18 protein-coding genes are annotated in these 20100 nt (G+C 56.5%); 2 read left to right on the forward strand and 16 right to left on the reverse strand.

Annotation, left to right across the window (positions count from 1 at the left end; all coding sequences use genetic code 11):
- Positions 1 to 923 (forward strand): AAA family ATPase (locus tag P159_RS18480; RefSeq protein ID WP_185753637.1); only part of this gene is annotated, 923 nt, incomplete at its 5' end.
- Positions 924 to 1121: 198 nt separating this feature from the next.
- Here the strand turns inward: P159_RS18480 and P159_RS19255 are convergent.
- From P159_RS19255 to P159_RS0105840, 9 genes are all read right to left on the reverse strand, one after another.
- Positions 1122 to 2027 (reverse strand): TolC family protein, encoded by a 906-nt coding sequence (locus P159_RS19255; RefSeq protein ID WP_051650180.1) that lies wholly within the window; start codon positions 2025 to 2027, stop codon positions 1122 to 1124.
- Between the two features lie 230 nt (positions 2028 to 2257).
- Complete coding sequence (locus tag P159_RS20550; protein ID WP_185753638.1) at positions 2258 to 2509, reverse strand: hypothetical protein; 252 nt, start codon at positions 2507 to 2509, stop codon at positions 2258 to 2260.
- Positions 2510 to 2793: 284 nt separating this feature from the next.
- Positions 2794 to 5589, reverse strand: a complete 2796-nt coding sequence (locus P159_RS0105815; RefSeq protein WP_051650181.1) for an NHLP bacteriocin export ABC transporter permease/ATPase subunit — start codon at positions 5587 to 5589, stop codon at positions 2794 to 2796.
- A gap of 3 nt (positions 5590 to 5592) precedes the next feature.
- Positions 5593 to 7827: an NHLP family bacteriocin export ABC transporter peptidase/permease/ATPase subunit gene (locus tag P159_RS0105820; protein ID WP_051650182.1), complete on the reverse strand. Its 2235-nt coding sequence runs from the start codon at positions 7825 to 7827 to the stop codon at positions 5593 to 5595.
- Positions 7828 to 7831: 4 nt separating this feature from the next.
- Positions 7832 to 8833 (reverse strand): HlyD family efflux transporter periplasmic adaptor subunit, encoded by a 1002-nt coding sequence (locus P159_RS0105825; RefSeq protein WP_029542319.1) that lies wholly within the window; start codon positions 8831 to 8833, stop codon positions 7832 to 7834.
- Entirely contained in the window at positions 8833 to 10002 is a 1170-nt protein-coding gene (locus P159_RS0105830; RefSeq protein WP_029542321.1) for an efflux RND transporter periplasmic adaptor subunit, read from the reverse strand. Before P159_RS0105830 ends, P159_RS0105825 begins: the two co-directional genes overlap by 1 nt.
- Positions 10003 to 10166: 164 nt before the next feature.
- Positions 10167 to 12338 carry a SpoIIE family protein phosphatase gene (locus P159_RS19265; protein WP_080705936.1) on the reverse strand — a complete coding sequence of 724 codons (2172 nt, stop codon included), beginning with the start codon at positions 12336 to 12338 and terminating at the stop codon, positions 10167 to 10169.
- A 340-nt stretch (positions 12339 to 12678) separates the two neighbouring features.
- Positions 12679 to 13065, reverse strand: coding sequence for a hypothetical protein (locus P159_RS20555; RefSeq protein ID WP_185753639.1), 387 nt, complete (start codon positions 13063 to 13065; stop codon positions 12679 to 12681).
- Between the two features lie 46 nt (positions 13066 to 13111).
- Entirely contained in the window at positions 13112 to 13684 is a 573-nt protein-coding gene (locus tag P159_RS0105840; RefSeq protein WP_029542325.1) for a sigma-70 family RNA polymerase sigma factor, read from the reverse strand.
- Between the two features lie 107 nt (positions 13685 to 13791).
- Between P159_RS0105840 and P159_RS0105845 the strand changes: the two genes are divergently transcribed.
- Entirely contained in the window at positions 13792 to 14013 is a 222-nt protein-coding gene (locus P159_RS0105845) for a hypothetical protein (protein ID WP_029542327.1), read from the forward strand.
- 63 nt (positions 14014 to 14076) lie between these two features.
- Here the strand turns inward: P159_RS0105845 and P159_RS0105850 are convergent, their stop codons facing one another.
- From P159_RS0105850 to preA, 7 genes are all read right to left on the reverse strand, one after another.
- Complete coding sequence (locus P159_RS0105850; RefSeq protein ID WP_029542329.1) at positions 14077 to 15006, reverse strand: M23 family metallopeptidase; 930 nt, start codon at positions 15004 to 15006, stop codon at positions 14077 to 14079.
- A gap of 64 nt (positions 15007 to 15070) precedes the next feature.
- Complete coding sequence (locus P159_RS0105855) at positions 15071 to 15577, reverse strand: DUF4446 family protein (RefSeq protein ID WP_029542332.1); 507 nt, start codon at positions 15575 to 15577, stop codon at positions 15071 to 15073.
- Positions 15578 to 15639: 62 nt separating this feature from the next.
- The gene (locus P159_RS0105860; protein WP_318253516.1) at positions 15640 to 16629 is read right to left on the reverse strand and encodes a ParB/RepB/Spo0J family partition protein; all 990 of its coding nucleotides are present in this window, start codon (positions 16627 to 16629) and stop codon (positions 15640 to 15642) included.
- Positions 16610 to 17380: a ParA family protein gene (locus P159_RS0105865; protein WP_029542336.1), complete on the reverse strand. Its 771-nt coding sequence runs from the start codon at positions 17378 to 17380 to the stop codon at positions 16610 to 16612. Before P159_RS0105865 ends, P159_RS0105860 begins: the two co-directional genes overlap by 20 nt.
- Before the next feature lie 131 nt (positions 17381 to 17511).
- Positions 17512 to 17811, reverse strand: a complete 300-nt coding sequence (locus P159_RS0105870) for a hypothetical protein (RefSeq protein ID WP_029542338.1) — start codon at positions 17809 to 17811, stop codon at positions 17512 to 17514.
- 225 nt (positions 17812 to 18036) lie between these two features.
- Positions 18037 to 18534 carry a hypothetical protein gene (locus tag P159_RS0105875; RefSeq protein ID WP_029542340.1) on the reverse strand — a complete coding sequence of 166 codons (498 nt, stop codon included), beginning with the start codon at positions 18532 to 18534 and terminating at the stop codon, positions 18037 to 18039.
- Positions 18531 to 20012 (reverse strand): NAD-dependent dihydropyrimidine dehydrogenase subunit PreA, encoded by a 1482-nt coding sequence (preA, locus tag P159_RS0105880; protein ID WP_318253517.1) that lies wholly within the window; start codon positions 20010 to 20012, stop codon positions 18531 to 18533. Before preA ends, P159_RS0105875 begins: the two co-directional genes overlap by 4 nt.
- Positions 20013 to 20100: the final 88 nt, after the last annotated feature.

Here is a 20100-nt window from a genome sequence, read left to right on the forward strand (position 1 = left end):
TCAGCAAGGTCAGCATCTTCAGCGACCTGAACCAGCTCAATGATATCTCCCTATATCAAAAATATGCAGGAATCTGCGGCATCACGGAAGCAGAGCTTGCCAAAGCCTTTGCACCGGAAATCGAGGAACTGGCGCATCAGCTTGGTCTTTCCCGGGACAGCTGCCTGGCAAAACTGAAGAAGATGTATGACGGCTACCATTTTCATCCTCAGGGAGAAGGCATCTACAATCCCTTCAGCCTGCTGAAGGCTTTCGATGAAAGGAATCTGGGCGCATATTGGTTCGCCACCGGCACCCCCACCTTCCTGGTGCGGCGGCTGAAAACCATGCACTTCGATGTGCGGCAGTTCACCCAAAAAACCTTGGAAACCAACGACAGGATTCTCTCCGATTACAGGACAGACAACCCCAATCCCCTGCCGCTTCTGTACCAGACGGGATACCTCACCATTGTGGACTATGACCCCCAGGCACGGCTCTACACCCTGGGCTTCCCCAACGAGGAGGTCAAATACGGCTTTTTGGAAAGCCTCCTGCCCGAGTACACTCCCGAAGCGGGCTCCGGCAACGGCAAGGACATCTTCGCCCTGCGGCGCCGCCTCCTGGCTGGTGACACGGACGGTATGAGGGAAATCCTCACCGCCCTCTTTGCCAGCATTCCTTACACTTCAAACGACGCCCCCTTCGAGCATTATTTCCAGTCGGTGCTATACATGGTCTTCACCCTGCTGGACCAGTTCGTGCAATGCGAGGTACACAGCAGCCGGGGACGGGCCGACTGCATAGTTGAGACTGAGCAGTTTGTCTACATCTTCGAGTTCAAGGTGGACAAACCCGCCCAGGAAGCCCTGCAGCAGATTGAGGACAAAGGCTACGCCGCGCCCTTCCGCGCGACCCACGGCAGGTATTCAAGATTGGCGTGAGCTTCGACTCCGAAAAGAGAAGCCTGGCCGAATGGCTGGTAAATATTTGATATCGGCACACAAAAAGCCGCCGGGAAGATATCACTCTCTTCCGGCGACTTTTTGCGCCTCACTTATTCTTCCTCTCCCAGCCAGGCTGCCGCCAGGGCCTCGTCGGCAGATGCGCCTTCCTGCTCGGCTTCGGTATACACCGAGGCATCAAAGGCCACGGGCACTCCCATGGCTTTTTCCAGGGCGGCCCGGGAAAGGTTGTACTGGTAAAGGGCCGTCATGTAGTTTGACCTGGCCTGGGTCAGCTTTTCCTGGGCATTCGTCACGGAAAGAAGGATATCCACGCCCTCCCTCGTAACGCACCTGGGCAATGGTATAGCTGTCCTCAGCCTGCTTCACGGCCACAGCTGTCTCCTGGATATTCTGCTCCGCCGCCTTCATATTGAGATAGGCAGTGCGGGTCTCCAGCTGGATGGTCTTGCGGGTCTTGCGTGCCCCGGCTTCGTACTGGTCCACCAGGGAGGCTGCCTGGCGCACATTCTCCGAGGTCACGCCGTTGTCGAAGATATTCCAGTTGACGGAAAGCCCTGCCTGCCAGTTGTTGCTGCGCTCACTGGCAAAGGGGGCGTTGCCGGCAATGCTCTGGGTGCCCACTCCCGTAACCCTGGGACGCCAGCCAGCCTTGGCGGCTTCCTTCCGGGCCTGGGCGGCCTTGATGTCATAGTCGGCAGCAATGCCGTCAGGCCGGTGCTCCAAGGCGTATGCCTCGCAGTCAGGCAGGTCCTTGTCATAGGGTTCGTAGGAAAAGTGATCCAGGGGCTCCACATTCGTGTCCTGGGGCAGGCCCACGATGCTGGCCAGGGTGGACTTGGCCACCTCCACGGCCTTCTCGGCATTCACCAGATTCTGCTTGTAGTTGGCAATGCTGACACTCATGGCGAGCATGTCTGCCTCGGCCACCGCCCCTTCCTCGAACTGGGCCCGGATGAGCTCCAGCTGGGTGTGCCCCATGTCCACGGCATCTTTGGCCACCTGGGCCAGGTTCTCGTAGTGAAGGAGATTGGCATAGGCTTCAGCTGCCTGGTAGCGCACAGTCTGGCGGGTGTTTTCCACCGTCCAGGTCCGCCCTATTCAACTGGTATCGCCCCGATTTGATTTGATTTTCCAGCTGGCCCCCCGGTGTAGATTGGCACGGAAAGGCTCCAACTGTTGGAAAAGGTGTTGTCATAGGCATAGGAGCCCACGGTCTGATTAGCATAGACAGCAGCGCACCCAGGACATCGCCTACCTTGACCTGAGCCGGATGAGGGTCCCCATAAAGCGAATGTGCCTTCTTGGCAGACCTATAATCCCGCCCCCCGATGCGCAGGGCCTGGGCGTTCCAGCTGACGGTGGGCCCTTTGCTCCTGCGGCAGCCTTCCAGGCATGCAGGCCGCCTCCCGGCCTGCCTCAGCCCCTTCTATGGACTCATCAGTGAGGAGAGCCATTTCGATGCTGTCCGTGAGGGTCAGTCCTATGGCCTCAGCTGCGGCTGTGTGATAAGGAAATGATATTGCACTGCATATTGCTGCGATTATAAATGCGAATTTATTCATAATATGTTCACCTTCCTGAGGTGTAGAGGATTGTATGTATAGAATGCAAACTGCGATGCAGACCCTACCTGCCCCGTGAAACGGGGAAGGGGGACCGGCGTAGCCGGTGGAAGGGGCGAGGAGGGCAACTGGCTTAGAATATCATTGTTCAGGATTTATTCCCCCCTTCCACCACCTTCGGTGGTCCCCTGCCAGGGAGCCCACTGGGCTCCCGCGCTAACGCGCCCCCGCAAGCGGGCAGGTAAAACCTGCTAGTTCATTGCTTATACTAAGAAAAGCTACGTCTAACCTTTCATTGCCACTGACCGATTCCCTCTGCCAGTCACTTGCCGCTTCACAAGGTCTGCAAACAGCCCGCCCTTTGCCACTAATTCGTCGAAGCTCCCCATCTCTGCCACCCTTCCTTCGTCCATGACGATGATGCGGTCGCACTTCCTGATGGTGGACAGCCGGTGGGCCACTACGATGCGGGTGGATTTCAGCTTGTCCAGGCTGCGGGTGACTATGGCCTGGGAGCGGTTGTCCAGAGCGCTGGTGGCTTCATCGAAGATGAGGATAGCGGGCCTGCCCACTAAGGCCCGGGCAATGAGGATTCTCTGCCGCTGGCCCCCGGAGATATTGCTGCTGCCCTCGCTGATGACGGTCTGCATGCCCATGGGCATGGCGGCGATATCCTCGGCAATGCCTGCTGCCTCTGCCGCCGCCCAGGCATCGTCCTGTGTCAGCATCCTGGTGCCCACAATATTGGTGTAGATATCCCCTGTCATCAGCTGCCCATTCTGCAGCACCACTCCCATCTGGGAGCGCACGGAGGGCAGGGCCAGCTCCGAAAGGTCCTGTCCGTCAAAGGTGATGCTGCCCCGCTTGGGGGTCTCGAAGCCCAGGAGCAGCCGCACCAGTGTGCTCTTGCCGCTGCCGGACTTGCCCACGATAGCCACATTTTCCCCGGCGGTGATGGAAAAGCTCACATCCTTCAGCACCTCGTCCCCCTCCGTCTCCACTGCCTCCCCCTTCGGACCAGGGGTCACATGGGTGTAGGCAAAGGAGAGATGGCTGACCTCCACGGAGCCGCTGAGTTTCCCCGCCTCCTGCTTTTCCTCCGTAGTCTCAGGCACCGCCTCCAGAATGGGACGCAGGTTCTCCAGTTGGGGCTGGATGGCAAAATACTGGCTGATAAGCCCCAAGGCCCCGCCAATGACTCCGTTGAAGCTGGAGTAGGCGGCATTGAAGGCGATGAACTGGGCATAGCCTATGCCAGTCTGCACCGTTTTTCCATCCGGCCCCACTTCATTCATGCCGTAGACGGCAATCCAGTAGAGGATCATGGTGAGGATGAAGGGCTGGATGCTGGCAATGATGGAAGTATAGTTGTCCTGCCACCGCAGCTTCAGGCTCCAGTTCCAGTGCTCACCGAAGGCCTGGGTCCAGAGGCTGAAAGCCTGTTCCTCCGCCCCCTGTACCCGGAACTTGGCCAGCCCTGCGAAAATCTGCTGCACAGTGCCCGCCGATTTGTTCCCCGCCTCGATGATCTTGCGCTGGAAGAACAGCACCCGCCTGAGCACCAGGGCCACGAAGACGGAGTACACAGCCCAGACGGCAATGGCCGCCGCTGTAAGCTTGAAGCTGTAGTAGCACATGAGGAAGATGCTCCAAAAGGAGAAGATAAAACTGAGGATCGAAGTGGCAAACTCACCTGAAGCAAGATTCTTGGCAATGCCGATGCCCCCCATGCGGCTGGCCAGTTCCCCCACAGTGAAGCGCCGGAAGAACTTGGTGGGCAGGCTCATGAGCCGCCCCCACATGGCAGCCTCCGCCGCCGCTTCGATGCGGGTGGATATGCGCATCACCGCAAAGGAGCGCACGATGGACAGGGCCGCCGTGGTAAAGCTGGTGACCATCAGGGCCTGGGTGACAGTAGCAAGGCCCTGCCTGTCCAGGATGGGAATGATATCCTGGAAGATGGTCTCGGTGATGATGGGGGTTGCCAGAGGAATAAGCCCCGCAAAGAGGCTGCACACCAAAATGGTGCGGTAATCCGCCAGCCAGCACTGGCGGAACATGAACTTGATAAGGTCCCAGAGCTTCAAGGCCCGGGCAGGGAAGCCCGCATAGCATTGGAAAGCATCTTTGGCAATGTATTTGACGGTCTCCCCCGTGACCTCCAGCCCCTCTGGTCTTTCCGCAGAAACCAGGCGGTAATGCTCTGGGTCAACAGGCAGGAGAGCCGCTATTTCCTTATCATTGCTGCCAGGGGGAGTGTAGAAGCCCAGCATGACCCCTGAATCTTTCTGCCACCAGTCCTCAGGCAGGGTCACCAGGCGCATCTGCATATTCCCCTTCTGCATGAGGCGGCGCAACAGAGCCACATCATCAAGCCCTCTGGCGCTTTCCGCCTCAAGGGCAATGGCCTCCGTGGGCATCCTGAGCTTCTCGGCCACCTGCCGCACGGCGAAGGTGGCATCCATAGTGAGCTTGCTGCCGCTTGCTATCTCGCTTTGGCCGGAGAAAAGCTGCTCCTCCCCCAACAGGCTCCTGATGCCGTTTTCCACCAGCACGGCCTTGGCCATTTCCCTTTTGCGGATATGGTAGGCCAGCCGCTTGTCACTGGCGCCGAAGCGCACTCCCAGCAGCATGGAGAGAATTTCCTCATGCGCGCGGAAGGCTTCCATGAGCTCATCATGGCTGCCCGCCTCACCAAACAGTTTTTTCCTGCGCCAGCACTGGAGCACATCGTCCCCCTTGTCAGCCAGGAGCCGCAGCCAGTTGATGCGAATCAGGGAGGCAAACCAGCCTTCCATCAGCAGGCGCAGTTCTCCCAGCTCCGGCTGCTGCCAGGGCACGAACTCCAGCTCTGCATCCTCCAGGGCATAAATCTGCATGCGGATTTCCCTGAATTCGTCCAAAGCAGGAAAGACCGCCTCCCCCGGTGCCCTGTCGATAAGGTAGCACTGGTGAAAGGAAATGTCCTCACCTGTCCTGGTGGTGGCATAGATCTCCACCCGCCCGGAGACAACGCGCCAGAAGCCAGTATCATCGGTAAGCAAGAAGCGCTCACCGGCGAATAGTTTCTTCGATTCCATAGACTACTCCATCTGCTCCATCTCTTCATTTTCCCGTTCTTCAATAAGACGGCTATAGGGGCCGTCCTGCTCTATCATCTGGCGGTGGGTGCCGCGCTCCACGATCTTGCCTTGGGACAGCACGATGATCTCATCGCAATCCCTGATGGTGGAGAGACGGTGGGCCACTATCAGGCAGGTGCAGCCGCGGTGGCGGATATTGTCCAGCACCTGTTTTTCCGTGATGGGGTCCAGGGCGGAGGTGGCTTCGTCCAGCACCAGGATGGAGGGATTCACTGCCAGGGCTCTGGCGATTTCCAGCCTTTGGCGCTGCCCCCCGGAGAAGTTCACGCCGCCTTCCTGAATATTGGCCTCGTAGCCGCCGTTGAGCTTCAGGATATCCTCGTGTATGCAGGCATCCTTGGCCGCCTCCACGATATCGCTGCGGCGGGCAGTCTTGTCAAACAGGGCTATGTTCTCTGCCACGGTGCCGGAAATCAGGAAGATATCCTGATCCACGGCGGCCAGGGAAGCTGTCACCACCTTGCGGGGAATCTGCCTGCGGGGGCTGCCGTCAAAGAGCACCTGCCCGTCCCATTCCTCATAGAGGCCTGTGACAATCTTGGCCAGAGTCGATTTGCCGCTGCCGGAGGCTCCTACCACGGCCACCCATTGTCCCGGGCGGGCGTGAAGGTCAAAATGCTCCAGCAGAGGTGCTTCCAGTGGGCTGTAGCCGAAGCTCACATCCTTCAGTTCCAAATCCCCGGCCAGCCTGTCCAGAGGCATCGCCCTCTGCCCCTCCTTCTCAGGGAAGTTCAGGCTGTCCACCTCATAGCAGCGCACATCGTTGAGCCTCTGCATCTGCATTTCTGTGGTCTGCAGGGTAGAACCCAGCCCCACCAGCGCATTCACGGGAGCCTGGAAGCTGCCCATAAGGCTCTGGAAAGCCATGAACATACCTGCGGTCATGGCCCCTTCCATGATGGAGAAGCCGCCGATGGTCATGATGAGGGCACCGTTGACCCCGGCCAAAAGAGTGGGCAGGAGCTTCACGGACATGGACCAGAGAGCTGTTTCCTGGGAGGCCATGAGCACCTTGGTCTGATAGCCTGACCACTTAGTGAAGAAATCCGCCTCGTCACCGCTGGCCTTGATGGTCTCTATCATGCGGAGGCCGTTCATGGCCACGCCGTAGGCCTTGCCAGCATCCTGCTGGATGCGCATATTCAGGTCTGTCAGGTGACGCCGCATAGCGAAGAACAAGGCTATCTCCACAGAGCTGAAGGCCACGCCGATAAGGGTCAGGGTCACGTTGTATTGAAGCAATAACAGCAAATAAAAGACTGCCACAAAGAAATCCAGCACCGCCGTAGCCGCAGGTCCTGACAGCACCCCGGCAATGGACTGGTTGAAGCCCACGCGCCCTGCCACCTCAGCGGCATAGCGCTGGTGGAAGAACTGCATGGGCAGCTTTAAGAGGTGCCAGAAATAGCTGGAGGAATCCGCCAGGGTCAGCTTCCGCTGCCACTGGGTCAGCACTACCGCCCGCAGCCAGGTCATGATGCCTGACAGCACGAAGGACACCGTCATGGCCAGGCAGAAGTTGGTCATCCAGTCCGGATGCTTCTTGGTAAGGATATCGTCCAGGAAGATCTGGCTCATGACCGGCCCCGCCAAGCCGGGAATAATGGCGCATAATTCCAGTATGAGTATGAAGGTCATGGCCCAGCGGTCCTGCAGGAGTTTTTTCGCCATGTCCTTGAAGACATTGTAGCGGGCCCCTGCCTTTTGGAAATCCGGCCCCGGCAATATCTGCAGGGCCACCCCCGTGTAAGAGGTACGGAATTCCTCCCAGGGCACGGTGCGCCGCCCCATGGCAGGGTCATTGAGATAGGCGCGGCCCTTGTCTATGCCCTCCAGCACCACGAAATGGTTGAATTCCCAATGGATGATCAGGGGAAAGATATCCTCTTCTTCCTCCGACACCTCCAGCAGTTCAGCAGCTGTCCAGCGATATCCGTCTGCCTCGCAGCCCCGGTTCCGAGCGGCGCGGATGACGCAACTGGCCTTGGAACCGTCACGGTTCACGCCGCACTCGGCCCTGAGCTTCTCCAGGGGCACCCAAAGGCCCAGGTTAGCCAGCACCATGCCCAGAGCCGCCGCCCCGCATTCCGTGGCTTCCATCTGCAGCACCGTGGGCACCTTCACCCGCTTCTTGCTGGAGCCGAAGGTGTTTTTCAATTTTTCCAGCCAATCCATGACCTCACCTGCCCCTCAGCCACTGGCTCAGCTTGTAGAAAACCTTCTCAATGGGAGGCCGACGCTCTATGATGATGGAGCCGGTGACGAAGCTGCCGGCGGTAATTGGCTTGTGCTCCCCCACCTGGGAAGTCCAGAGGTAGCCGGATTTGTCAGAGGGGTCTTTCACCAGGTCAAAACTTACCTCCATCAGGGAGCTCTGCTGGGAGGAGAGAATCCACTGGGCCAGCTGCTCATTGCCCAGGGTCTTCTGCATATTCTGCACAGAGACAGGGTACTGGGACACAGACCGCACGGTGCCCAGGAGGCTGCCCGTCTGGGACACGTCCACCCCATTGGGAGCCAGCTGGATGGTCTGCCCCTTCTCCACCCGCTTCCCCTTGGCCACGGGAATGTAGAGCACCCCCTTCAGGTGGCTCCTGCCCCCGTCAATGCGCACAGTGGCAACGGGGGTGCCGCTGCTTACCACGCTGCCTTCCTCCACCATGACTTCATCCACGGTACCATTATAGGGGGAGTAGACATACTCCGTGGCTTCCTTCTGGTAGCGGCGGGAATCGAATTCCCGGACCCGGGAAGCGGCATCACGCATAGAAGCGGCCAGCTCCGGACCCAGCTGGGCCATGCGGGTGGCAGCCTCCTCCTGCACCATGCTCACATGGGCAATGAGCTCCCCCTTCTCCACCGTGTCCCCGGGATGCACATACAATTCGTCCAGGGTGCCCCCGGAAAGGGTGGAGATCTTCGCCACCCCGGAGGGGTCCATGATAAGCCCCATGCCGTCAGCCTTCACGGTGAAGGAACCGAAGACAGACCAGATCACCACCGCCAGCAGCATCACCGCCACGGCGATAAGCCCCATCCAGCCGATGGGGGTGGTGATGGTCATGGTGGTGTCCAGCTTCTCCGGGGAGCGCATCTTGTCCAGAGCTTCCTTGCTGAAGATCTGGTCACCTTTGCGGTCCCAGCGGGCTGCCGCCCCCTCGTTTTTCTTTTCCTCAGCCATCAGCTCTCATCCCCTTCCACATCAGCCTCCACCTTCATGCCATCTTCCAGGCCTTCAAAACTGCCTACCACTACCAGCTCGCCCGGCTCCAGGCCGGAGTAAATCTCAATGTATTTGTTGTCATCGGCCCCGGCTGTCACCTTCCGCCGGTGGATGATGCCCTCGCTGTCCACCACATACACTGCGTCATGGTCCTTGTCAGCCATGGCCGCCAGCGGCACCGTAAGTGCCTTGTAGGTACTGCCCATGCGCATGGTGATGCCCGTGTAGACCATGGCTTCCAAGAGCCCCGTGCGGTTGTCCACCTCCCACTCCGTGCGGCGCATATCCGCCGGCTCCGACAGGGGGGGCACGATGTCTTTCAGGACAGCCTTGATTTCCGTGCCCTGTCCCTTGTTCCCAGCGCCATAATCCGTATCGTAGACCTTGCCAGCCAGCTTGCTGTTGGGGAATTTCAGATACCCTGCCTCCCCCAGCTCCAGATGGTTGGCCTCAATGTCCTTCATGCTCAGGGAAAAGCGCAGCCAGTCAAAATTGCCCACCAAAGCCACAGGAGTGCCTGGCTGCACATAGGAGCCCTCCCGCTGGTAGATGATCAGCACCTGCCCGTCCACAGGCGAAACCACATTGAGCCAGTCCTGCTGCACCAGGCACTGGTCGCGCTGGGCCTGGGCCTCCCGCAGGGAACCCTGGGCCGCCATGTACTGGGCCTCGGCCTCCTCGTACTTCTCCTTGGAAGTAGCCCGGCGGGCCAGCAGCCGCCCCTGGCGCTGATAGGCATTGTTGGCCTGGGCCAAGGCGGCTTCAGCCCGGCTGATGGCGCTTTCTGCCTGCTGGATGCGCAGGGGGATATTCTCATTCATCATGGATACCAGCAGCTGCCCCTTGGCCACAGTGTCGTTCTTGGCTGCATGCCACTGCACAATGCGCCCCTCCGTAAGGGCCACTGCATCCGCGATGCTGTCGCTGGAAAAGCGCAAGGCATCCAGCTCAACCGTAGGCGCAAAATCCCGCACCTCCGCCCGTGCCGCCGTCAGCTCCACGGCACGGCTGTCCATGCGCTTCGCTATCTGATTCTCATCACTGTAGTTGAGCCACGCCCCCCAGATGACAATGGCAGCTGCCAGCAGGAGGATAATGACAATACCCAGGCTGAAGATTTTTTTCATATCAAGGCTCCTTAAAGTTCTGCATACCAACTGATTCACTTGCAATATATTCGACAGAAATTTTTCATTTTCCCCTATCTTACAGCAACATTCACCCAAGGAAAAGGGGCGTGACAGACAAAGTCTCCTCCTGCAGGGAAAACTTTGCTCACGCCCCAAAGCACTTACCTGTATTTCAGCGCCAGCATGGTGATATCATCCGACTGCTCAGCCACTCCCACATGGCGTGCCAGGTCCTGCCCCACTGCTTCCAGCAGCGCCTGAGGTTTCACCAGGCCTGTTTTGTTCAGCAGGTCCTGCAGTCCATTTTCGCTGTAGAACGCCCTGCTTTCGCTTTGCGCTTCTGTCACGCCGTCGGTGTAGAGGAAAAGCATATCGCCAGAAGCCAGGACCTCTTCCTGCTGGACGAAAACCATTTCCTCTACGCCCCCCAGCACGCAGTTGCGCTTCACAGGCAGGAACTGGAAGCCTCTGCCAGCCCTTCCCACCAGCACTGGATTGTGGCCTGCATTGACGTAGCTGAGGCGGCCGTCCCTGAGATCCAGCATGGCCACAAAAGCTGTGACGAACATCATAGCCTCATTGCTGGCGCAGAGTTCATCATTGGCCCGGGCAACGATCCTGGCCAGGGGTTCGCCCTTCAGTCCCTGCACCAGGCTTCGCAGCACCGTCATGGCTCTGGCCATGAACAAGGCTGCAGGCACACCCTTGCCTGACACATCGGCAATGGTGACCACCAGATGGTCGTCATCCACCAGATAATAGTCGTAGAAATCTCCGCCTACATCCCTGGCCGCCTTCATGGCCGCCTTCAGGGAGAATTCCTGGCGCTCAGGCAAAGCGCCCGGCAGCATGCTCTGCTGGATGGAGTGGGCCGTGTGCAATTCTGCCTGAGCCCTCTCCTTATCCTCTGCCGCCTGGGTGACCTTTTTCATATACTCTGTCAGATCATCTGTCATGGTGTTGAAGGAATCCGCCAGTTCCTGCAGTTCATCCCCGGTCTCCAGCTTCACCTTTTCCTGCAGGTTGCCGGCAGCTATTTCCCTGACCCCTTCCCGGAGCCTGTAGAGGGGCTCAGTGATGCGGGCAGCCATCTTGCGGGAAATGTAAATGACCAGCAGCAGCATGAGCACTGCCAGCACCGTGGCTTTCCCAGCCGAGGCGGCAAAGATGCTTCCCAGCCTTTCCCGGAAGCTTTCCATGGCTACTTCCGTATTTGCCACGATTTCTCTGGTAGGTGCCGTGACTTCCTCCCGGGCAATGAGACTGCCAAAGCTCCAGCCCGTGCTCTCCATGGGCGCGTAGGCCAGGAAGTACTCCTGGCCGTAGAGGCTCACGGAAGTGACTCCCCTGCCCCCTGCAGTCATGTGGGCGACCGCCGCAGCCAGGCTTTTATTGTCGACCTCTCTGAGATCCTGGCTGCCGCCGGCAGCCAGCAGCCCCTGAGTGAGCCCGGAAAAGATCACCCTGCCCTCCCGGTCCAGGGCAAAGTTCACCCCTGTGCGCCCGATGGCGGCATCTGCCACCTGATGATACATATCCTCGATGGAGTAGCTGATGCCAGCCACTCCTGCCAGCCCCAACTTGTCATAATATGGCATGACACAAGTGACATTGAGATAGCCATCTGCACCGATGTAGACATCCGTATAGACAGGCTTGTCCACCCCTGCCCCCAGCTTGTACCAGGAACGCTCTACAGGGTCATATGTACTTATAAAGCTTTCCTTGTACTCCTGCGAAGGATAAATACTGCCCCCATCCGGCACGATATCCAAACAAACGAGGTACCCATGCCCGGAGCCCACGTAAAGGGAAGTGCGGTTCCTGCCATATGACTTGCTCATGGAGCGCAGCAGGTCTGCTATATTGCCAGCCAGCCCTATTTCTCCCGCCAAGCCTCCCGCCCCCTGCTTGAAGAGCTTGGGGCTGTAGTGGACGTAAGGCACCTCGGATTTGATGTCATCCTGCTCCCTGGTATTGGGCAGGCTCCGCGGGCTGTAGTTCTCCGGGTGCTGCAGGATAAGGCTCATGGTGTCCGCCAGAATTCCCACGTTCCTGGCGGTGGCAGTGAGCTCCTTGTCGATGGCCAGCGCCTTCATCTCCGCCGATTCCTTCAGGCGGCTCTTGATATTCCCCTCAGAAAACTCCTCTACCTTCTCAGAGAGCCTGGCCCCCATACTTTGCTCCTGCTCCAACACCGAATTCTCCACATGCCAAAGGGTGTGAAGCGACAGAGCCCCTAGTCCCAAAAACGCAATCAAAGAACACACCAGAAGCATGAGGAGGACGCGCTCCCGAATATTTATTTTTCTTAGCTTCAACTTTTCCAGCACCTGTCCTGCCCCCTCTGCGTAATTTTTACAGAATAACTACATATTATTATTCGTCGTCCAAAGCCAGCATCCTGCCCCCAGGGGAAAAAAGCTGACTCCTGACAGCCAAAAGGCGGCTGTTGCCACACTATACCTGATGCGAAATCTGCTCTGCTTTTCCCAAACACTCGGCTGATGCCCAGGCATCCGGTCCTGTGGCTGACTTCATGGAATTTTCACTCCTTTTGGGTGTTCCTGAAGGACATAACGCCGCCTGCATGCTGACATTCCCCCTTGGCCCAAGCTGCATCGCTATGCGACTTTAGTCCTGTTTATCGTAAATAATGTCATAACAAGCCAGTCAGGACATCGTGGCTGCGGGAAAAGCGACAGCGATGTTGGAGCCGGGACAGGTTATATGGAGGTCGGAAATAGTGCCGGATGTGTTGTTAATGAGGTTGATTATATCACTCATTTGTAATAAATACCAGGCAGGACGCATATAATGTGATAAGCCGGTATAAGGTTTGCAATAAAAATCTCCCTGCCGCAAAATCTGCAGCAGGGCGGTAATGTCAGTTGATTCAAGCTGCCTTGGCGGCCTCGTCCACCTGGAACTCCACGCCTTCGGTGAGTACAGGTTCATTATGGGTAGCCTTGAGACGGAAGTAAGATAGTGCTTCTTGCCATTCAGCAGGATAGTAGAGCCGAAGATATAGTAATCCGGATAAGACTCATCCAGATACATGGGTATCACATGACCGCACAGCCGGGGCCACTCACCCTGGAATTCATCATAGAAGACGCCTTTCTCCCAGTATCTTCTTCAGCTGTCCCATGGCCCTATGGAGCACCACGCCTACATTTGAGGGGGTCATATCCATGGTCTCAGCTATTTCCTTGTTGGACATCTCCCCCCAGAACTTCAGGTGGATGATATGCTGTTCTCGTTCGGAGAGCTTGTCCAAGGCCAGCAGCAGCTCGCTCCTGCCCTCCTTTTCCAAAAGGTGCCCCTCAGGCCTGTCCTTTTCCTCCACCGCGGGAGAGAATACATCATCCCACTCCACATTCTGCCTGTGGCTCTGCCAGCGGTAATAGTCAGTCAGGGTCCGCATGGCAATGCGGGAGAGCCAAGTGGCAAAGGAAGCCTTTTCCGGGTCAAAGGAGCCCAGGCTCTGGGTCATCTTCATGAAGGTGTCGCCCACAATATCGTCAGCTACAGCACTGTTCTTCACTCTGACATAGATAACATTGTAAATGATGGGAAAGAAATGGTCATAAAGCTCGTCGAAGGCAGCCTCGTCATACAGAGCCTCCTTAGCCAAGTTATTCCATCGGCTTGCCGGTACCAATCCAATAGTTTCCATAATAAATTTTCCTTCCAGATTCTCATTTTCTTGTAATATCCGGGATTTACAATCGTATGTATAAGCGATAAGATAATTATACCTATTAATATAAAGGAGAAATCAACATGAGTATTGAGCGAGAATACAGAGACTTAGATTTTTCCCGATTCAGCAAAATAAAAGAAAGCCTCCGTACCAAGCTGCACGATATCCGCTGCCAGGCTCCCACACACAGGGACAGCAGGAAACTTTCCCTGGAAGACCTTGATTACGTAGCTGCCGCCGGCACGCCTATGCCGCCCCGGGACAGGGATTCTCTGACGGAAAAGCCTGAAATCAAAGTCTGACACTATATGTATATTCGCCATAAAAGCAAAAAATCCCCCCAAAACGGGGGGATTTTGCTTTTATCAGAGATATGTTGCCGGGTTCACCACCTGGCCGTTCACATGCACCTCATAGTGGCAATGCGGGCCCGTGGAGAAGCCCGTGCTGCCCATGTAGGCGATGATCTGGCCGCGCTTCACATGCTGGCCGGCGGTGACCACCACCTGGGAGGCATGGCCGTAGCGGGTCATGAGGCCGTTGCCGTGGTCGATGTCCACCATGTTGCCGTAGCCGCCGGAGTTCCAGCCGGCCACTTCTACCACGCCATCAGCGGTGGCTACAATGGGGGTGCCCATGTCGTTGGCGATGTCGATGCCCGGGTGGAAGTCAGAGCCGCCCCAGCGCAGGCCGTAGGGTGAGCTCACATCACCCTTGCAGGGCCAGATGGAAGGCACAGTGATGGACTGGATGGTAAAGCCACCTGCCACCACTGTGCCCATGGCCTCCTGACGGGCCTTGATTTCCTTCTGCAGGGACTGCAGGGATTCCTTCCGCACAGCGATTTTGCGCTCCACCTGGGAAAGAGCCTCTCGCACATTGCCTAAATCCGGCTCTGTATAAGGGCCGCCCTGGCCATCGTGGGTGCCATCCCCGCCGCTGCCCTCATCACTGGCAGGTGCCATGCCGGACTGGCGGCGCAGGTCTGCCTCCAGGGAAGTAAGCTGATCCATCTCATCCTGCAGGGCATTGGCCTTTTTGGAGAGCTGCAGCAGCTGTTCCTGCTGGATGCTGTTCACAGAACGCAGGTCATTTATCTCTGCCGAGCCGCTTTTGGCCGTGAAGCTGGCGTAGACCGCAAAACTCAGGGCTCCCACAAAGAGCAATCCCAACACCGCCAGAGAGCCCAAACCGTACTTGAGCAGCGTCACAGGCAGCCTCACAGACTTGACCTTCCCCTCCCCGGAGGGGATTACTTTGATCGTATAGGAATTAGATTCCTTATTAGTGTCCAAGGAAACAAACCTCCATAGTGCAACTTTCAAAACCAAGCAGCCTTCCCCAGAGGGGAAGTCTTTTTCATGCGTGTGCCATGGCCTCCCGCAGAGCCTGCTGTTCTTCTTCCGTCAGCTTGTAGCTGGAGCTGCCGTTCTCGATGGGTTTGGCGTAAGCCTGGGAACCCTCCCGGCCAAACACGCTGGAGAGGATCACACCGTTATTGTGGGCATCCAGCATGGCTACGGCGTAACTGAGGTCGCCTCCCATATCCTCGAAGGCACGATAGCGCACCATGCCCACCCGGGTCAGAGCCTGCTGCAGGAGGTTGTCCAGCTTCTGGTTTTCCACCTCCAAAGCCGTGTTCTGCTCCTTCACCCGCTGCACTTCGTCGATATGGCCGATGAGCATGCGTTCCAGATTGCCGCTCTCCACACCTGTCATCATCTTCTTATAACGCTTCTTCATGCGGCGCAGGTCGAAGTACAGGTTCAAGATGACCACATACATGAGAATTACCAGTATCCCCAGCCCTGCCACAATGAACATGAGATTATTTAGCACAAAGTTGCTTATTACCTGAATATCCATCGAAACTTACTTCTCTCTCTTTCTCTCATTTTAGCCTTCCCTTAGGAAAAGTCTCCCCTTCCTTACACAGTGAATCTTCCCGTCTGGGAGAACTGCCGGAGCTTCTCGATCTTGTCCTGATTGCTGGCTGCCCTGTGCTGCCCGATCAGGCCCAGGATGCGCTCCAGATCCTCTTCCGAGTAGAATTCTATTTCCACCTTGCTCTTTTTCCTGCCAGTCTTGATCTGCACCTGGGTGCCCAACAAGGTCTTCAGCTTTTCTGCCGCCTCCTGGAGGAAGATGTCCGGCTCAGGCTTTGCTGGCTTTGATTCAGCTTCCTCCTGAATCTCTCCGGGCTCTTCTGCCAGCCTTTTCGCCAGTTCCTCGCACTGGCGGGCCGAAAGCTCGTGCTCCTGGATGTAGTCTGCAGCCTTCATCTGCAGCTCCTGGTCGCCAATGGCCAGCAGGGGCCTGGCCTGTCCGGCAGTGAGCACGCCGCTCATGAGGAGTGCCTGGACCTCACCGGGCAGATTCAGCAGGCGCATGGTGTTGGCGATATGAGAGCGGCTGCGGCCCAGACGGGAGGAAAGTTCCTCCTGCTTCAGCCCGAAATCCTTGATGAGCCGCTGATAGGCCCTGGCCTCTTCCATGACAGAAAGGTCTTCCCGCTGCAGGTTCTCAATCAGGGCTATCTCACTGACCTCGGCGTCGCCGAACTCCCGCACCAGGGCGGGAATTTTCTCAAGGCCTGCCGCCTTGGCTGCCCGCAGGCGGCGCTCCCCGGCAATCAACTCATAGCCTGCATCCGGCAGCTTCCTCAAGAGCACTGGCTGCAGGACGCCGTAGCGGTTCACAGACTCAGTAAGCTCGGAGAGAGCCGCCTCATCAAATTCCTCGCGGGGCTGATAGCGGTTGGGAACAATCTCCTCCACGGCTATTTCCTGCACCTTGTCACGCACATTCTCCGGGGCAGGAGCTGTCACGCCGGTATTGCCGAACAGGGCGCCAAGGCCCTGGCCGCCCATGGCCTTCATGCTGGTACCCAAACCACCTTTAGGCTTGCTGCTTGTCACGGGCAATGACCTCCTTTGCCAGATCCATATAGACTTCCGAACCTCTGGATTTCTTGTCGTAGGCGATAATGGGCTGCCCATAGGAGGGAGCCTCAGACAGTCTCACCGTACGGGGAATGATGGTCTTATACATCTTGTCCCCGAAGTTCTCCCTGACCTCTGCCACCACCTGCTCCGAAAGGCGGGTGCGGGAATCGTACATGGTCATGAGCACGCCCTCTACCTCCAGATTGGCGTTGAGGTTGTTCTTCACCAGTCCGATGGTATTCAGCAGCTGCACCACACCCTCCAGGGCGTAGAACTCGCACTGGATAGGCATCAGCACAGAGTCAGCCGCCGCCAGTGCATTCAGGGTCAGAAGCCCCAAGGAGGGAGGGCAGTCCAGGATGATGTAGTCATAATCATCCCGCACTGCATCCAGTGCCTTTTTCAAGCGTGTTTCACGTGAAATAGCCGCTACCAGCTCCACCTCTGCCCCTGCCAGATTGATATTGGCAGGCAGCACATCAACCTTGAACTCCGTCTGCACCAGAGCATCCTTCGCATCCACCCCGCCCATAAGTACATGGTAGATGGTTTTCTCCAAGGCAGATTTATCTATGCCCAGACCGCTGGAAGCATTCCCCTGAGGGTCGCAGTCCACCAGCATGGTCTTCTTTTTCTTAGCCGCCAAACAAGCCGCCAGATCAACCGCCGTGGTAGTCTTGCCCACGCCGCCTTTCTGATTGGCTATCGCGATAATCTTGGCCACAGCCGTCACCCTTTCTCAAAAACTATCCTATATTATACAGCGGAAAATGAATTTTTCCTAGAAAAAAATGGAATGTTTCACGTGAAACATTCCATTTCTTTGCAAAAAGCTTTTTGATTTTGTGTCACTGATTATCTGATGACTTTAGTGCCGTTTTCCTTGTCGAAGTTTTTCCAGAACTGTTCACGGGAGATGGCATTGCCCTGCTTGTCCGTGTAGACATTCTCATTCAACAGGCCGCCCTTGTCCTGATAGCCGGAATACCCCATGCCGTGCAGCTTGTCGCGGACAGCGGCGCAGCTTTCGTATTCCTTGTCCAGCAGGCCACGCTTATAGAGCTGTGCGCTATCAGAAATAGTTTCTATTATAGTGCCGCCTGCTACTCCGTCCAGTTCCTCAAGATTCAATTTCTTGTTCTTGTCCACAGCCATGATAATCCGTCCTTTCCTTAACAATCAAGTCTTCACTTTGCTGATTCGACAAAATGATGGATTCTCCTCTTTTCCTGGTGCATCGTCTGGAATTATAGTGTGCAATGTGTTTTTCAGCTTACATCTATACTTACGGCTGACTTCCGGTTTCATTACAATATTTTTTATCTTTTTTCCAAAAAGATAAGGGATGTTTCACATGAAACATCCCTGTGCACTTCCTTATCAAAGCCCTCCGCCCAGTGGTGAGCGCAGTGGCACATACAAGACATCATCGGCCTTGTGGTCCTGATCGTCGAACCACTTAACCCGCTTAGGCCCTTCCATGACCACTGTCCCGCTACCATTTTCATACAGGATTTCTTCCCGTTCCACCACTGTGCCGTTGAAGGTCAGAAGGTAATGTATGCAGTCCGTATAGCGCAGCACGTGCTCCCCTGCCGGATAGGCAGACATAGTCCAGAACTCCACCTGATTGGCGCCATGAGGCCAGCTTGCCTCTATACCATACCAGTCCCCATCCCCCTTGGTAACGGTAAAACGCGCTTCGCCCTCTACATTTTCCTCCCAGAATCCAAGAAACTCATCCCAGGAACTGGTCTGGGCCTTGCCCGCTTCCGCCACTGACGCATAAAACTCCTGCCCAACTCCTCCAAAGCCTCCCCAGGAACCAGCCAGCACCACAGCCAAGCATACCGACAAGGCTATTTTCCCACGTTTCATTTTATACCCCCATCCAATTTGATCCTCTTCCCCGTGCCCCAGATGGCCCCTTCGGGGCATACAAGCACGCAAAGGTGGCATCCTACACACCTCTTGCCATCCAGCACAGGCTGTCGCATTGCATTCAGATGGATAGCCTGGTGGCCGCCATCGGCGCAGGATATTTCGCAGCGACCGCAACCCATGCATTTCTTGCGGTCAAACTTGGGATAAACTATGCTATCCCGCTCCAGGCTGTCAGTAGTATAGCTTACGTTGGCCAGCGCCCGGCCCCTGATATCTTCCACGTGCTGGCAGCCCTTTTCCGTCAGGAAGCAGGCCAACCCAGACTTCAGATCCTCTATGATGCGATAGCCATACTGCATGACTGAGGTGGTCACCTGGACAGAGCCAGCCCCCAGCAGCATGAATTCCAAAGCATCTCGCCATGTCTCTATCCCCCCCATACCGCTGATGTGCATGCCGGAGAGCTTCGGATTCTGAGCTAGTTCTGCGATGAAACGCAGGGCGATGGGCTTTACTGCCCTGCCACTATAGCCGCCTACAGCGGACTTGCCATGGACATTGGGACTGGAAACGTAGGTGTCAAGATCTATCTCCATGACGCTCTTGATGGTATTGATGGCCGCCAGACCATCTGCTCCTCCCCTTTTGGCTGCCTCCGCTGCAGGGCTCATCTCGGCCACGTTGGGAGTGAGCTTAGCCAGTATGGGAAGTTTTGTACCTTTTCTGGCAGCGGCGGTGAATCTTTCTACCAAATCCGGCACTTGACCAATATCCGAGCCCAGCCCCCCTTCCATCATATTGGGACAGGAGAAATTCAGCTCAATGGCATCAGCACCATTCTCCTCACAGGTACGGGAGAGCTCCTCCCACTCCTTCTCATTCTGCCCCATTATGGAAGCCAGGATGAATTTCGTGGGATATTCCTTCTTCAGGCGGCGGAACACTTCCATATTCTCTGGCACACTGTGGTCAGAGAGCTGTTCTATGTTCTTGAAGCCCATAAAGGTTCCCCCTGCCCCTTTAATGGCAGAAAAGCGGGGAGAGGCTTCGTGAATGTCCAGGGTACAGATTGTCTTGAAGGCGGCCCCTGCCCAGCCCGCTTCAAATGCCCTGGCGCACATATCATAGTTGCTGGCTACCACCGAGGATGACAACAGAAAAGGATTTTCCAAAGGCACACCGCAAAGTTCTGTGCATAGAATGTTTTCCTCAGGCATCCGCTCCAGGGGGAGCTTAGGAAACACCTCCATAGTCAGCCGTGATAACAACTTTTTGATGGGCACCAAACCAGATCGCAGACAGGCGTCCTCGCAGGGAGCCAGACATTCTGCACAACTGCATTCTGCCGCCAAACGCAGAGCCGCTCCCCCATCATTGGCAAACCAAATAGAGCGCAGCTGTCTGGACGGCTCAAGCTTCAGTGGACAGGCTTTGTCACAAGGAGCATCATTGCACAGGACGCAATTTAACATTTCTCTGCGTCCCAGTATATTTTTAAACTTCATGATACTGATCCCTCTCCCAAATCACACAATTATATAAAATGGTTATTCCAGAAAG

The sequence above is a fragment of the Selenomonas sp. AB3002 genome (assembly GCF_000702545.1).
In the GTDB taxonomy this organism is placed as follows: domain Bacteria; phylum Bacillota; class Negativicutes; order Selenomonadales; family Selenomonadaceae; genus Selenomonas_B; species Selenomonas_B ruminantium_A.

Bases quoted from the DNA above. Each gene is read 5' to 3' on its own strand.
- P159_RS20550 (WP_185753638.1), bottom strand. From the start codon at position 2,509: ATGAATAAATTCGCATTTATAATCGCAGCAATATGCAGTGCAATATCA.
- P159_RS0105815 (WP_051650181.1), bottom strand. From the start codon at position 5,589: ATGGAATCGAAGAAACTATTCGCCGGTGAGCGCTTCTTGCTTACCGAT.
- P159_RS0105820 (WP_051650182.1), bottom strand. From the start codon at position 7,827: ATGGATTGGCTGGAAAAATTGAAAAACACCTTCGGCTCCAGCAAGAAG.
- P159_RS0105825 (WP_029542319.1), bottom strand. From the start codon at position 8,833: ATGGCTGAGGAAAAGAAAAACGAGGGGGCGGCAGCCCGCTGGGACCGC.
- P159_RS0105830 (WP_029542321.1), bottom strand. From the start codon at position 10,002: ATGAAAAAAATCTTCAGCCTGGGTATTGTCATTATCCTCCTGCTGGCA.
- P159_RS20555 (WP_185753639.1), bottom strand. From the start codon at position 13,065: ATGTATCTGGATGAGTCTTATCCGGATTACTATATCTTCGGCTCTACT.
- P159_RS0105840 (WP_029542325.1), bottom strand. From the start codon at position 13,684: ATGGAAACTATTGGATTGGTACCGGCAAGCCGATGGAATAACTTGGCT.
- P159_RS0105845 (WP_029542327.1), top strand. From the start codon at position 13,792: ATGAGTATTGAGCGAGAATACAGAGACTTAGATTTTTCCCGATTCAGC.
- P159_RS0105855 (WP_029542332.1), bottom strand. From the start codon at position 15,577: ATGGATATTCAGGTAATAAGCAACTTTGTGCTAAATAATCTCATGTTC.
- P159_RS0105870 (WP_029542338.1), bottom strand. From the start codon at position 17,811: ATGGCTGTGGACAAGAACAAGAAATTGAATCTTGAGGAACTGGACGGA.
- P159_RS0105875 (WP_029542340.1), bottom strand. From the start codon at position 18,534: ATGAAACGTGGGAAAATAGCCTTGTCGGTATGCTTGGCTGTGGTGCTG.
- preA (WP_318253517.1), bottom strand. From the start codon at position 20,012: ATGTTAAATTGCGTCCTGTGCAATGATGCTCCTTGTGACAAAGCCTGT.